Source organism: Rhizobium zaerense (assembly GCF_051810725.1).
Taxonomy (GTDB): Bacteria; Pseudomonadota; Alphaproteobacteria; order Rhizobiales; family Rhizobiaceae; genus Rhizobium; species Rhizobium leguminosarum_I.
On the sequence record NZ_CM132690.1, the window covers coordinates 4625104 to 4637745 of the forward strand.

The window sequence follows — 12642 nt, forward strand, 5'->3', positions numbered from 1 at the left end:
GCTGTCACCGATGTGTCTTTTGTGCAACGGCCAGATTTCTGTTGGTTCGTAACGAAAGACGACAATATTTGATGCGTGTAAACGTCCTAGTTCCGGTCTTCAACCGACTTGAGCACACTCGCAAAGTCATAGCGGCCTTGAGGGCCCAAACGGTTGTCGACAATATTCGAATTGTTATCATCGATGACGGCTCCACCGATGAAACGGCTGAGTTCCTCGCGACGCAGCCTGACGTGACGAGCATAAGAGGCGACGGCAATCTGTGGTGGGGCGGAGCCATAGAAGTCGGCCTGAAGCGGGTTCTGCCCGACTGCGGCCCCGAAGACTACATCCTGTTCGTCAACAATGACACGTGGTTTGGCCCGACCTATGTCGAGACATTGATACGGTGTTCACGCGAAAATCGGGATGCTATTGTCGGCAGCGTCGTTCACGAGGAGGAGAGCGACCCGCCTTTGACGGGCGTTGGACCGCGCTTGAACATAAATCGCATTGCAGTATGGGACATTCTCGCCGAGTTGAGCGAAGGGGAGCGCCGGAATCCTAAGCCGCTCTATCAGGCGGATGCGCTCAGCGGTCGCGGAACGTTGTTTCCCGCGGAACTGTTCAAACGGCATGGAACCATGCGTCCGCGTTTCCTGCCGCATTATATGGCCGATTACGAAATATCCATGCGCTTCGCGCGAACGGGCGTACAACTGCTTGTTTCCAGCGAAGCCATAGTTTATTCACCGCCCGTCTACGGCGCTCACGTGTCGAATACGTCTTCGTGGAAGAAACATTTTGGCCGGCGCTCGCCCCACAATGTATTTCAGCGGGTCGCGTTCTATTCTTTGATCGGCACACCCTTGCAACGGATGACAGCGCCATTGCGCATGGGGGCCTTCATGATTATCCGGACGGCCCATGCTCTGCGAGCGAAGAAATGAAAAAGGACAATAACGACGCGATGAAGAGCGATCATCAGATGCAGTGTATTGCCTGCGGTTCGAATATGGAAACATTTATCGAGCGCATATCCGACGATCGATACGGCTGCCCCGGTGTCTATTCGATCGAGAGATGCGTGTCTTGCGGTCATATGACGACGACACCGCCGCTGACGGAAGAGGACCTACCTGGGCTTTACAGTACGTATTATCCACGCCGGGAAGTTGATTTCTCCGCCATAGAGCGAGAAGCTGCGCTGGTAAACAAGCCTTTCGCCGCTTTCAATCGTTGGATGGCCGGCACCGACCACCAAGGCCACTATCTGGCGCAACCTGGTGAGAAGGTACTTGATGTCGGTTGCGGCTCATGCATTTCACTCCTTGAAATGCGCAACAAGGGAATCGAAAGCTGGGGGATCGAGGCGGATCCGAATGTGCGGACGATTGCCGATCACTTTGGTTTGCAAGTCCATATCGGCAACATTTACGATCTGCCTTTTCCCGACATGAAGTTCGACCTGATTGTATTGAATCAGGTGCTCGAACATGTGCCGGATCCCTCGGCCATGCTGCAGGCGGTAAGAGAACGTCTCACCCCCCAGGGTCGCGTGATCATGGCGTTCCCCAATACGGGCTCGTTTCATCACAAGATCTGGAAAGACCGCTGGATCAATTGGCACATTCCCTATCACCAAAATCATTTCAACCGCACCTCCTTTACCAAACTCGCCGGCAAGTTTGGTTACAAGGTCGAAAACGTCAGAACGGTTACGCCTAATCTCTGGTCGGTCCTGCAATTACGCACCGCACGCGAGCGGAAGCAGGAGGGCAAGTCATCATCCACCTGGACGCACAATGCTGATGCAATCCAAGTCAGGCCACCGTTCTTCACTCGGCTGAAGAACGTAGCCCTATCGCGCGGCGCACGTGGGGCCGGGATGGTGATGGGATTGGGCAATCGAATTCTCGATGCCGCAGGCAAGGGCGACAGCCTTCTCTTCGTGCTAAGGCCGATCTAGAAATTCCAGCCCGCTCTCCCGCAAGGTCAGGCGATCGCACTTAAGAGAATTCAACGGAACGCTCCAACTGCGTAGGAGCGGATGTGCGGGCACGGGTGCAGTTCAAGCTCACGCCGCAAGGCCTGGATACAATGAGATATGGCGTGTCAAGAACCGGAAGAAGTTGCTTCGAAACGGCGAGGGGCGCGGGATGGAGCCGAGTGCTCGAGCCCCCGGCTAGCAGGATGCCCTTGCGCAGCTTTTTCTTCGAAGACAAGGGACCTTCTGCATTGATCAAGAATAATCTGCAGTACTGGATTGCGACGCCGCCTTTCCGTCTGCTACGGGTTGGCCAGATTTCGCCCCTTAGAATGTAAGCAAGACACCCGTCAAAATGGCTGCAGACACCGCCGATGCACGTACCCCCCGGATAAGCCTCATCACTGTTTGCTGGAACGCCGAGCGGACCATTGCCGATACGTTGCAGTCCATCGACACGCAAACCTACCGCGATTTTGAGCACATCATCATTGACGGTGGCTCAAGCGATTCCACGCTCGCCATCATCGCTTTGGCGCCGGCGGACAACCGCCGCGTACTTTCGGGACGGGACGGAGGTATCTATGAGGCCATGAACAAGGGGATTGGCCTTGCGAGCGGCGACATCATCGGCTTTTTGAATGCGGACGACACTTTCGAGAGCAGCGACTCCCTCGAAACCGTGGCGGCCGCGCTGGACGATGAAGCCTATGATGGCTGCTATGGCGATCTCATCTATGTTTCCAACCAGCATCCCGATCGCAAGGTCCGTTATTGGAAATCCTGTGCGTTTGAACCCGGTTTTTTTAGAAGGGGCTGGTGTCCGCCGCATCCTACATTCTATGTTCGGCGTCGCATCTATGAACGGTTCGGGACCTTCGATCTGCGTTATCGGCTGGCAGCCGACGTCGAACTTATGATGCGATTTCTGGAAGTCACGCGCATCAGGACCCTTTATATCCCCCGCGTGTTGGTGAGGATGCGCTTGGGGGGCGCCACAAACAAAAACATTCAGAACATATCGCGTCAGAACAAGGAAGTGCTGCGTGCCCTTGCTGATCACGGCTTAAGGGTCTCGACCCTCATGTTCTGGGCATCGAAGCTTGTGAACCGCCTCGGTCAGTTCCTGAAACGAAATCGATAGCAGGATTTGTCAACCCCGATTTCAGGCCGGGCCAATAGCAGGTCAGGCCGCCACCTTCCCCCGCACCCCTTCGGCAATTGCCGTCATCCTGTCCGCCGAGGCATGGCCGATCAGCATGAAGGCGTGCGTGCCGTTCGACCAGTAGACGACGTTCATGCCCTTGCGGCTTTCGAGATCCGGCGCTTTGGGACCGGCATCGGAGCGGACGATGCAGAGCGCCATCGGGCCAGTCTCGGGGTCGAGATAGGCGACCTGGGCAAGCGGTTTGCCGTCATATTGCAGCAGCAAAGCGCGCTTGAAATCGATCCCCGGGAGCGAGACGGCTTCAGGGGAGAGCCAGAGGCCGAGCTTTTCGTCAAGTGGGCCGAGCTGGGCGGCCTGGTCCTCCCTGCCAGGGACGGGGCCAGCGAGCGTTTCCGCGGTATAGTGCGAGATATAATCGGCGACCACGGCGCGCCATTCGCTGTTTTCGTCCTTTGCCGCGAAGCCTTTGCCGATGCCGATGACGGCGCGGTCGATCGCGATGCCGGCGACGAGCGAGGCGGCGAGCGCGCCGAGGAAGCCGCGACGGCTGGCGAATGGGGGCGTGGAGGCGGGTCTTGCGCTCGGCTGCGCCGGGATGGCGGCAAGCATCGTCTCCAGCTTCGCGCGCGGGGCTTCCGACAGCAGCGGGGCGAAGGCCTGCTTGAACGGCAGGCTGGCGCGCGCCAGGAATTCCAGCCGTTCGGCGGTGCTCTCGTCTTCGTTCACAATGGCGTCAATACGCGCGGCCTCTTCGGCCGTCAGTTCGCCGTCGATGAAGGCTGTGAGCTCCTCGTCGGAGGGAATGGTGTGTTTCGTGTTCATTGCCGTCCCCCTTCCGGTCCGGCGCCGGAGAGCTTGGCGCGGGCAGCAGCCAGCCGGCTCATCACGGTTCCGATCGGGATATCCAGTATGCCTGCAACCTCGCGGTAGGAAAGTCCTTCCACATAGGCGAGGAAAACCACCGTCCTCTGCGCCTCAGGCAGCGCATTCACCTGTTTCAGCACCTGATGGGCCATCACGTGCGTTTCGGTGTCGTGTGCGCCGTCGAAGGTCAGCGTCTCCCCGGCATCGACGAAACCCTGACCCTGCCGCACCCGGCGGGAGCGGATCTCGTTCAGCCAGATCGAGTGCAGGATCGAAAACAGCCAGCGGTCGAGCCGGGTGCCGGAGATGAACTGATCGGCGCGCTCCAGCGCACGAAGGCAGGTCGCCTGGACCAGGTCGTCGGCGACATCGCGCTGATGCGAGAGAACGAGACCATAACGCCAGAGCCTTGCCAGATTTTCCGTCAGGCCGCTTCTGATATCCGCTTCGCTCGCGATGGCCGCCTCCGCCAATCCTGCATCCCTCGGAACCGCCGGATGAACCGGCGATTCCATTCTCGCGCGACTATAGGCAGGAAATATGCTGCGCGCGACTGACATTCTTACATCCCTTTTGTGGTTCCGTTTTCCCGCCCGTGACCGGCCGATCAGATCTTCGAAGGGTCGAGGATCGCGGCGTTCAAGTCCTGATATTCCTCGCAATCGGTGCCGCAGATCGCCTTGATCGTGTTCAACTGGTCCTTGGCGAGATCGAGTTGGCCCTTGATGACATAGGCTTCGCCGAGATATTCGCGGACCTTGGCATATTGCGGGTCCATCTTCACCGATTGCAGGTAGTAGGAGATGCCTTCGTCAGTGCGGCCAAGCTTGCGGGTGGCATAGCCGCGATAATTGAGAACTTCCGCCGTGTTCTGGTCCTTGACGGTGTCGAGCACGGCAAGCGCCTCTTCATAACGACCGGCCTTGGCCAGCGAATAGGCATAATCGGCGCGGTTCTCGTCGGAGACGTTGGCGCTCTGCTGCTTGACGCATTTCTTGGTCTTCTGGTCGTAGATCTCGCCCTTCTTGCAGGTTGGCGTTGTGCTACTGTTATCGCCGATCGCAAAGACCGGGCCGGAGAAAACAGAAGCGACAAGGCAGCCGCCGAGAACGATGGAAGCGATGCGGGCTGGCGTGATCGTCATGGGGAAACTCCTCTAGAAGTGACGTTGCGAGGAGAGAACACCGCTGCTTCGGGCTTTATTCGGCTGCCCCTCGCATTTCTTTCATCACGGTTTCGTGAAGCACGCTGATCCGAATAATTTCGGCGTAGGCGTGTTTTCAGTCGTTGCGCCGGGAACGACAAGGAGAACACCATGACTGATACCGTGAAACTCGTCAGCCTCGCCGTTGCGACACCCGAACATGTCATTTTCCAAAGACAGGCGGTCGAAGCCTCTGCCCGCCTGTTTGCCGACCGCTTCGAGGATTTCCGGCATCTTGCCCGCGTCTTCGACAGCGCCGGTATCGAAAAGCGTCATGCGGCGCGGCCGCTTGCCTGGTTCGACGAGCCGCATGGCTGGCAGGACCGGATGCAGGCCTTTGCAGAGGTGGCGGGCAGGCTTTTTGTTGAGGCTGCCAGCTCGGCCCTTCGCCAGGCAGGGCTTGAGGCCGGCGATGTCGACTGTGTCGTAACCGTCTCCTCCACCGGTTTTACGACTCTGAGCCTCGATGCGCAGCTAGCTGGCCGGATGGGTTTCAGGCCCGATATCGAACGCGTGCCTGTCTTCGGGCTCGGCTGTGCGGCTGGCGTGTCGGGTTTTGCAATCGCCTCACGGCTTGCGAAAGGCCGGCCGGGCACTGTTGTGCTTTTCATCTCGATCGAGCTTTGCACGCTCGCCTTCCGGCTGGACGAGCTGACGCGCCCGAACATCATCGCGACAGCGCTTTTCGGCGACGGCGCAGCCGCCTGCGTGCTGCGATCAGGCGAAGACGGGCTGGCGGAGGTGGAATCGACCGGCGAACATCTCTTTCCCGACACGCTCGATATCATGGGCTGGAAGATAGACGACGGCGGCTTCGGCATCGTACTGGCGCAATCGCTGCCGCCCTTTGCCGAAAAGGAGCTTGGCCCGGCGGTGGGTGCTATTCTGGCGCGCAACAGGTTGAAGCTGGAGGATATCGACCGCTTCATCTGCCATCCCGGCGGCACGAAGGTGCTGGCAGCGATGGAGAGCGCGCTTTCGCTGTCGCCGGGCACGCTCGAACACGAGCGCGCCGTGCTTGCCGAATATGGCAACATGTCCTCGCCGACCATCCTGTTCGTGCTGGAGCGGGCAATCCGCGCCGGGTTGCCGGCGCGCTCGGCGATGATCGCCATGGGGCCGGGCTTTTCGGCCAGCTGCGTGACGCTGCGGAGGGAAGCATGATGTGGCCGTCGATCGCGCTTCTGGCATTCGTGACGCTGCAGCGGCTGGCGGAACTCGCGCTCGCCCGGAGCAACACGGCCGCGCTTCTTGCCGGTGGCGCCAGAGAGGTGGCACCCGAGCATTATCCCGTCATGGTGGCGCTGCATGCAGGCTGGATCATCGGCCTTTGGCTCACTGCACCGGGCAGGCCGATCGCGCTCTTCTGGTTTCTCGTGTTTATGGGGCTGCAGGCGCTGCGGCTCTGGGTGCTGGCGACGCTGAAAGGCCGCTGGACGACGCGTATCATCATCCTGCCCGGTGCGCCGCTCGTCAGCTCCGGGCCCTATCGTTTCCTCCGCCATCCGAACTATGCGATCGTCGTCGGCGAAATCGCCGTCCTTCCCCTCGCCTTCGGCCTGCCGCTTTACGCGATTGTCTTTTCCCTTTTCAACGCGCTTATCCTCCATGTCCGCGTGAAGGCTGAAAATGCCGCACTGAAAAGCGCAATGATTTTGAAATGAATGCGATTTTCCGTTTGCGTCGCCGTATCGGCGCGGGCATTTTCACCGCGTAAGACAAAGCGGAATGCAAGCGGAAATGACGAAAAACGCAATCGTGCTCGGCGCCGGTATCGTCGGGGTTTCCACGGCCATCCATCTTCAGCGGCGCGGCCGGCAGGTGACGCTGATCGACCGCAAGGATCCGGGCAACGAAACCTCGTTCGGCAATGCCGGCCTGATCCAGCGCGAAGGTGTCATGCCCTATGGCTTTCCCCAGCAGCTCGGGCTTTTGCTGCGTTATGCGCTGAATAACCGTATCGATGCACATTATCACCTGCGCACGCTACCGAGTCAGATCGCCTTTCTCGCCCGCTACTGGTGGAATTCCAATGCGCGCCGCCACGCCATCATCACCCGGGCCTATGCGCCGCTGATCGAAAATTCGGTTGTCGAACACAAGGATCTGATCGAAGCGTCGCAGGCCGAAGGGCTGATCCGCAAGGGCGGCTGGATAAAGATTTTCCGCACCGAAGCCAAGCGCGACGCGGCTTTCGCAGAGGCAGCACTTTGGCGGAATGAATTCGGCGTGGAGTATGACAGCCTGACCTCGGCCGACATCGCCCGCATGGAACCTGATATGACCGGCGATTTCGCCGGTGGTATTCGCTGGCGCGATCCCTGGTCGGTGCTCGATCCGCATGCGCTGACATCAGCCTATCGCCGCTATTTCGAAAGTATCGGCGGCCGGTTCGTCACGGGCGACGCCGCCTCGCTCGGTCCGTTCGGCTCCGGCTGGAAAATCATGACCGCGGAAGGTGCGCTCGAAGCCGACGATGCTGTGATGGCACTCGGCCCCTGGGCGGCCGTTGCGACGCGCCGGCTCGGCTATTCCTTCCCGCTCGGCGTCAAGCGTGGCTATCACATGCACTATGCCGCCGAGGGCAATGCCGTGCTCAACAACTGGACGCTCGATGCCGAACGCGGCTATCTCCTTGCGCCGATGAACCGCGGCATCCGCCTGACGACCGGGGCGGAGTTTGCAACGCTCGACGCGCCGAAGACGCCGGTCCAGCTTGACCGCGCCGAAGCCGTGGCGCGCACGATCTTCCCGCTCGGAGGCAGGCTCGATCCCGAACCCTGGATGGGCGCGCGCCCCTGCACGCCGGATATGATGCCGATCATCGGCAAGGCGCCGCGCCATCAGGGCCTGTGGTTTGCCTTCGGCCATGCCCATCACGGGCTGACGCTCGGTCCGGTGACCGGCCGCGTGCTTGCCGAACTTATCACCGGCGAGACGCCGTTCATCGATATCGCGGCCTATTCGCCGCAGCGTTTCAACCCGTAATGCCGAGTGTTGCGAGACCTTCGAGGGCCGTTGCTGCAATGCCGTCCACCGTGTCGTCGATATCGACCGTGACGACGCCCGACTCGCCTGTGGGCACCTCAAGCGTCGCCAGCTGGCTGTCGAGCAGCGAGACCGGCATGAAATGTCCCTTGCGCTCGCCCATCCTTTTCATCAGCAGCGCCCTGGAACCTTCGAGATAGACGAAGAACAGATTGCCGCCGGCAGCAACCCTGAGCCTGTCGCGATAGAGACGCTTCAGCGCCGAGCAGGAAACGATGATGCCCTCGCTCTTTTCCAGCGAGGCCTTCATCTCTTCGCCGATGCGGTCGAGCCAGGGCATCCGGTCGTCATCGGTCAGCGGAATGCCCTTCGACATCTTCTCGACATTGGCGGTCGGATGAAGCGCATCGCCCTCTATAAACTGCAGGTGCAGCGCTTCGGCGAGTTTTTCGCCGACGGAGGACTTGCCGCAGCCGCTGACGCCCATGACGACGATCGCATGGGGTCTGTTCATCTGCTCATCCGGCATGTTTGCTCCTCAGCTTATCTCCCCGCTCAGTCGAGCGGGAAATGACAGGCATATTGTTGTGCGCCTTCTCCACTTAATTCGGGAGAAACCTGGCGGCAATAGTCCTGCGCCTTCCAGCAGCGCGGATTGAAGTGGCAGCCCGTCGGCGGCTTCAGCGGCGAAGGCAGTTCACCCTGCAGGCGAATGCGGGTCTTCGCACGATCGGGATCAGCAATCGGCGTAGCCGACAGCAAGGCCGCCGTATAGGGATGGCGCGGCCGGGCGAAGACTTCGGCGGCGGGACCGGTTTCCACGGGACGGCCGAGATACATCACCATCACCTCGTCGGCGATATGATGGACGACGGAGAGGCCGTGCGAGATGAAGAGATAGGCAAGACCCATCTCCTTCTGCAGGTCCATGAGCAAGTTCAGCACCTGCGCCTGGATCGACAGGTCGAGCGCCGAAACCGGCTCGTCGAGCACCAGCACCTTCGGCCGCAGCATCAGGGCGCGGGCAATGGCGATGCGCTGGCGCTGGCCGCCGGAGAACATATGGGGATAGCGGCCATAATGCTCCGGACGCAGGCCGACGCGGGCCATCATCTCCTCCACCTTGCGGCGGCGGGCGGCGGCGTCGAGACTGGTGTTGATCTTCAGCGGCTCTTCGAGGATCGAGCCAACCTTCTGGCGCGGGTTGAGCGAGCCGTAGGGGTTCTGGAAGACGATCTGCACCTGGCTGCGCAGGCTGCGGTCGCCGACATGGGCAGGCTTGCCATCGATCAGCAATTGCCCCGAAGTCGGATTCTCGATCATCGTGACCAGGCGAGCGAGCGTCGACTTGCCGCAGCCGGATTCACCGACGACGGCGAGCGTCTTGCCGGAATGCAGGCTGAAGCTGACGCCGTTCAGCGCCTTGACGGTGGCATCAGCTTTGAAGAGGCCGCGGTCGACGGTGTAGAAGCGGGCGAGATCCCTGCCCTCGAGAACAGCGCTCGTCATACGAGGTCTCCTGCGGTTTCAACGGCCATGATGCCGGGATGCCCGAGCGGCTTGCCGTCCTTCAAGGGATAGTTGCAGAGCGCCAGTCCAAGCTCCGGTCCCTGGCGGACCACGCCACGGTCGCATTCGACGGTGGCAAAGCCGCAGCGCGGCGCAAAGAGACAGCCTGTCGGGCGACCATGCTGCCCGGGAACGACACCGGCGATCGAGGGAAGACGCTGGCCGACCTTGGCGCGCTCGGGCAGCGCTGCGAGCAGGGCTGCGGTATAGGGATGATGCGGGTCGCGGAACAGCGCCCTCACCGGCTGTTCCTCGACCTTCTGGCCGGCATATTGCACCTGCACCCGTTCGGCGGTTTCGGCAACGACACCCATGTCGTGCGTGATCAGCACCAGCGCCATGCCCTGCTCCTTCTGCAGGCGAACGAGCAGATCGAGGATCTGTGCCTGGATCGTCACGTCGAGCGCGGTCGTCGGCTCGTCGGCGATCAAGAGCTTCGGATTGCAGGCGAGCGCCATGGCGATCATGACGCGCTGGCTCATGCCGCCGGACATCTGATGCGGGAAGTTCGACAGGCGCTCTTCCGGCGCCGGAATGCCGACGAGGTTCAAGAGCTCGATCGAGCGTTGGCGGCGCTCCTTGCGGTTGAGGCCCATATGCACGCGCAGGGTCTCGCCGAGCTGGAAACCGACCGTGAAGCAAGGATTGAGGCTCGACATCGGCTCCTGGAAGATCATCGCCATATCCTTGCCGACGATCCTGCGGCGCTGGCGGGCGGAGATGTCGCGCAGGTCCTTGCCGTCGAACTGCATCCGGTCGGCGGTGATCTTCGCCGTCCAGGGCAGAAGCCCCATGAGGGCCAGCATGGCAACGGATTTACCCGAGCCGGATTCGCCGACGACCGACAGGATCTCGCCCTTGTCGCAGGCAAGCGATACGCCGTCGACGGCGCGGAAGAGACCGGAAGAGGTCTGGAATTCGACAGTCAGATTTTCAATCTCGAGGAGTGGCATCACGACCTCTTCAGTTTGGGATCGAGTGCGTCGCGCAGACCGTCGCCCATCAGATTGATGGCGAGAACGGTGATGAGGATGGCAAGACCAGGGAATGTCACCACCCACCAGGCGCGCGATATGAACTCACGGGATTCGGCCAGCATCGTCCCCCATTCGGGTGTCGGCGGCTGAGCGCCCATGCCGAGAAAGCCGAGGGCGGCAGCATCGAGAATCGCCGCCGAGAAGGCGAGCGTCGCCTGAACGATCAGCGGCCCAAGACAGTTCGGCAGGATCGTCTTGAACATCAACCGGAAGGTGCCGGCACCGGCAACACGCGAGGCGATCACATATTCCTTCTCGCGTTCTGAAATGACCGAGGCGCGCGTCAACCGGACGAAATGCGGCTGGTTGACCAGCGAAATCGCGATCATCGCATTGGTAAGCCCTGGCCCGAGCACGGCCACCAGCACCAGAGCGAGCAGCAGTGACGGGAAGGCCAGGATGATATCCATCAGGCGCATGATCGCCGTATCGACCTTGCCGCGGAAAAATCCGGCGACGAGGCCGATCAGCACGCCTGAAATGACCGAAAGCGTGACGACGACGACGCCGATGAACAGCGAAAACCGCGCGCCGTAGATCAGGCGCGAGAGGATATCGCGGCCGACGGCATCCGTTCCAAGCGGGAAGGAGGCGCTGCCGCCCTCCATCCAGAATGGCACGGCGAGCAGTACCGCACGGTTCTGCTCGTTCGGCTCATGCGGCGCAAAGAGCGGCGCGAAGACTGCGACGATCAGGATGATGATGAAAACCACCAGGCCGATGACGGCGCCCTTGTTGCGGGAGAAATAATGCCAGAAATCCGCAAGAGCGGATGGCTGGCCGGTTTTGACGGTGACCGTGCTCATGGACCGCTCCTAATGACGAATGCGCGGATTGATGAAGCCGTAGAGAACATCAACAATCAGATTGACCAGCATGATGACGCCGGCGATCAGCAGAAGACCGCCCTGGACCACGGCATAATCGCGCTTGAAGACCGAATCGACCATCCATTTGCCGATGCCCGGCCAGGAGAAGATCGTCTCGGTGAGGATGGCGCCGGCAAGAAGAACGCCGATCTGCAGACCGATCGTGGTGATGACAGGGATCATCGCATTGCGCAGCGCATGCACGCCGACAACGCGCAGCGGCTTCAGGCCCTTCGAGCGCGCGGTGCGGACATAGTCCTCGCCCAGAACCTCGAGCATTGCCGAACGCGTCTGGCGCGCGATGACGGCAAGCGGAATGGTCGCCAGCACGATGGTCGGCAGGATGAGATAGCTGACGGCGGAGGCGAAAGCCCCTTTTGGCCTGACAGCAGGCTGTCGATCAGCATGAAACCGGTGACCGGCTTGAAGAAATACATCAGCGAGATTCGACCGGAAACCGGCGTCCAGCCGAGATAGCCGGAGAAGAAGATAATGAGCAGCAGACCCCACCAGAAGATCGGCATGGAATAACCGATGAGGGCAACACCCATTACGCTCTGATCGAACCACGTGCCACGCTTGACGGCCGCAAAGACGCCGGCGGGCACGCCAAGACAGACCGCAATGATGATGGCACAGAGCGAAAGCTCCAGCGTTGCCGGAAACAGGGTCAGGAATTCGCCGAGAACCGGCCGCTTAGTGACGATAGAGGTGCCGAGATCGCCGTGCAGCACTTTTACGAGGTAGTCGAAATACTGCACATACATGGGCCGGTCGAAGCCGAGATCGTGCATGATCTGGGCGTGACGCTCCGGCGCCATGACACGTTCACCCGACAGGAGCATGACGGGATCGCCGGGAAGCATGCGGATGAACGAGAAGGCAATGAGGGAAACGCCGAGAAATGTCGGGATCAGCACCGCGAAGCGGCTGATGAAAAAAACGCAACATGGCAGGTATCCAATAGTTTCCGGCGG

Annotated in this window: 13 protein-coding genes and 2 pseudogenes; 6 read left to right on the forward strand and 9 right to left on the reverse strand. The window is 60.6% G+C overall.

From position 1 onward, the window contains the following. Positions 1 to 71: 71 nt before the first annotated feature. Together ACS4RR_RS22900 and ACS4RR_RS22905 are read left to right on the forward strand one after the other, a co-directional pair. Entirely contained in the window at positions 72 to 929 is an 858-nt protein-coding gene (locus ACS4RR_RS22900) for a glycosyltransferase family 2 protein (protein ID WP_260110125.1), read from the forward strand. Further along, positions 926 to 1948, forward strand: coding sequence for a class I SAM-dependent methyltransferase (locus ACS4RR_RS22905; RefSeq protein ID WP_138390730.1), 1023 nt, complete (start codon positions 926 to 928; stop codon positions 1946 to 1948). Before ACS4RR_RS22900 ends, ACS4RR_RS22905 begins: the two co-directional genes overlap by 4 nt. Positions 1949 to 2081: 133 nt before the next feature. Here ACS4RR_RS22905 and ACS4RR_RS22910 read toward each other — a convergent pair. Further along, positions 2082 to 2204 (reverse strand): annotated as a pseudogene (locus ACS4RR_RS22910) (sugar phosphate nucleotidyltransferase); the annotation flags it as partial. Between the two features lie 117 nt (positions 2205 to 2321). Between ACS4RR_RS22910 and ACS4RR_RS22915 the strand changes: the two are divergent. Further along, the gene (locus tag ACS4RR_RS22915) at positions 2322 to 3110 is read left to right on the forward strand and encodes a glycosyltransferase family 2 protein (RefSeq protein ID WP_260110124.1); all 789 of its coding nucleotides are present in this window, start codon (positions 2322 to 2324) and stop codon (positions 3108 to 3110) included. A gap of 42 nt (positions 3111 to 3152) precedes the next feature. Here the strand turns inward: ACS4RR_RS22915 and ACS4RR_RS22920 are convergent, their stop codons facing one another. From ACS4RR_RS22920 to ACS4RR_RS22930, 3 genes are read right to left on the reverse strand one after another with little or no spacing between them, the layout of a single operon-like run. Continuing rightward, on the reverse strand, positions 3153 to 3956 hold the full coding sequence (locus ACS4RR_RS22920; RefSeq protein ID WP_260110123.1) for an anti-sigma factor family protein: 804 nt from the start codon (positions 3954 to 3956) through the stop codon (positions 3153 to 3155). Then, entirely contained in the window at positions 3953 to 4558 is a 606-nt protein-coding gene (locus ACS4RR_RS22925) for an RNA polymerase sigma factor (protein WP_260057343.1), read from the reverse strand. Before ACS4RR_RS22925 ends, ACS4RR_RS22920 begins: the two co-directional genes overlap by 4 nt. Before the next feature lie 47 nt (positions 4559 to 4605). Next, the gene (locus ACS4RR_RS22930; protein WP_260110122.1) at positions 4606 to 5142 is read right to left on the reverse strand and encodes a tetratricopeptide repeat protein; all 537 of its coding nucleotides are present in this window, start codon (positions 5140 to 5142) and stop codon (positions 4606 to 4608) included. 171 nt (positions 5143 to 5313) lie between these two features. Here ACS4RR_RS22930 and ACS4RR_RS22935 point away from each other — a divergent pair, with 171 nt between their 5' ends. The 3 genes from ACS4RR_RS22935 to ACS4RR_RS22945 all read left to right on the forward strand — a co-directional run bounded on the left by ACS4RR_RS22935 (position 5314) and on the right by ACS4RR_RS22945 (position 8190). After that, the gene (locus tag ACS4RR_RS22935; RefSeq protein WP_456189452.1) at positions 5314 to 6366 is read left to right on the forward strand and encodes a type III polyketide synthase; all 1053 of its coding nucleotides are present in this window, start codon (positions 5314 to 5316) and stop codon (positions 6364 to 6366) included. Next, on the forward strand, positions 6363 to 6866 hold the full coding sequence (locus ACS4RR_RS22940) for an isoprenylcysteine carboxyl methyltransferase family protein (protein WP_260110120.1): 504 nt from the start codon (positions 6363 to 6365) through the stop codon (positions 6864 to 6866). Before ACS4RR_RS22935 ends, ACS4RR_RS22940 begins: the two co-directional genes overlap by 4 nt. 76 nt (positions 6867 to 6942) lie before the next feature. Further along, a complete protein-coding gene (locus tag ACS4RR_RS22945) occupies positions 6943 to 8190 on the forward strand; it encodes an NAD(P)/FAD-dependent oxidoreductase (protein ID WP_260110119.1) in 1248 nt (415 codons plus the stop codon). Here ACS4RR_RS22945 and ACS4RR_RS22950 read toward each other — a convergent pair. From ACS4RR_RS22950 to ACS4RR_RS22970, 5 genes and pseudogenes are all read right to left on the reverse strand, one after another. Next, the gene (locus ACS4RR_RS22950; RefSeq protein ID WP_260110118.1) at positions 8180 to 8719 is read right to left on the reverse strand and encodes a gluconokinase; all 540 of its coding nucleotides are present in this window, start codon (positions 8717 to 8719) and stop codon (positions 8180 to 8182) included. The two genes, ACS4RR_RS22945 and ACS4RR_RS22950, sit on opposite strands and share 11 nt — an antisense overlap. Positions 8720 to 8745: 26 nt before the next feature. Further along, entirely contained in the window at positions 8746 to 9699 is a 954-nt protein-coding gene (locus tag ACS4RR_RS22955; protein WP_260110117.1) for a peptide ABC transporter ATP-binding protein, read from the reverse strand. Further along, positions 9696 to 10712 (reverse strand): ABC transporter ATP-binding protein, encoded by a 1017-nt coding sequence (locus ACS4RR_RS22960; protein ID WP_162119480.1) that lies wholly within the window; start codon positions 10710 to 10712, stop codon positions 9696 to 9698. The genes ACS4RR_RS22955 and ACS4RR_RS22960 overlap by 4 nt, the downstream gene beginning before the upstream one ends. Beyond that, a complete protein-coding gene (locus ACS4RR_RS22965; protein ID WP_017967110.1) occupies positions 10712 to 11602 on the reverse strand; it encodes an ABC transporter permease subunit in 891 nt (296 codons plus the stop codon). The genes ACS4RR_RS22960 and ACS4RR_RS22965 overlap by 1 nt, the downstream gene beginning before the upstream one ends. A gap of 9 nt (positions 11603 to 11611) precedes the next feature. Beyond that, a pseudogene (locus ACS4RR_RS22970) lies at positions 11612 to 12621 on the reverse strand (ABC transporter permease subunit). Between the last annotated feature and the right edge of the window lie 21 nt (positions 12622 to 12642).

Excerpts from the sequence above, each read along its gene's own strand:
- ACS4RR_RS22915 (WP_260110124.1), top strand. The coding sequence starts at position 2,322 with ATGGCTGCAGACACCGCCGATGCACGTACCCCCCGGATAAGCCTCATC.
- ACS4RR_RS22925 (WP_260057343.1), bottom strand. The coding sequence starts at position 4,558 with ATGTCAGTCGCGCGCAGCATATTTCCTGCCTATAGTCGCGCGAGAATG.
- ACS4RR_RS22950 (WP_260110118.1), bottom strand. The coding sequence starts at position 8,719 with ATGCCGGATGAGCAGATGAACAGACCCCATGCGATCGTCGTCATGGGC.
- ACS4RR_RS22935 (WP_456189452.1), top strand. The coding sequence starts at position 5,314 with ATGACTGATACCGTGAAACTCGTCAGCCTCGCCGTTGCGACACCCGAA.
- ACS4RR_RS22960 (WP_162119480.1), bottom strand. The coding sequence starts at position 10,712 with ATGCCACTCCTCGAGATTGAAAATCTGACTGTCGAATTCCAGACCTCT.
- ACS4RR_RS22905 (WP_138390730.1), top strand. The coding sequence starts at position 926 with ATGAAAAAGGACAATAACGACGCGATGAAGAGCGATCATCAGATGCAG.
- ACS4RR_RS22900 (WP_260110125.1), top strand. The coding sequence starts at position 72 with ATGCGTGTAAACGTCCTAGTTCCGGTCTTCAACCGACTTGAGCACACT.
- ACS4RR_RS22965 (WP_017967110.1), bottom strand. The coding sequence starts at position 11,602 with ATGAGCACGGTCACCGTCAAAACCGGCCAGCCATCCGCTCTTGCGGAT.
- ACS4RR_RS22940 (WP_260110120.1), top strand. The coding sequence starts at position 6,363 with ATGATGTGGCCGTCGATCGCGCTTCTGGCATTCGTGACGCTGCAGCGG.
- ACS4RR_RS22955 (WP_260110117.1), bottom strand. The coding sequence starts at position 9,699 with ATGACGAGCGCTGTTCTCGAGGGCAGGGATCTCGCCCGCTTCTACACC.
- ACS4RR_RS22920 (WP_260110123.1), bottom strand. The coding sequence starts at position 3,956 with ATGAACACGAAACACACCATTCCCTCCGACGAGGAGCTCACAGCCTTC.
- ACS4RR_RS22945 (WP_260110119.1), top strand. The coding sequence starts at position 6,943 with ATGACGAAAAACGCAATCGTGCTCGGCGCCGGTATCGTCGGGGTTTCC.
- ACS4RR_RS22930 (WP_260110122.1), bottom strand. The coding sequence starts at position 5,142 with ATGACGATCACGCCAGCCCGCATCGCTTCCATCGTTCTCGGCGGCTGC.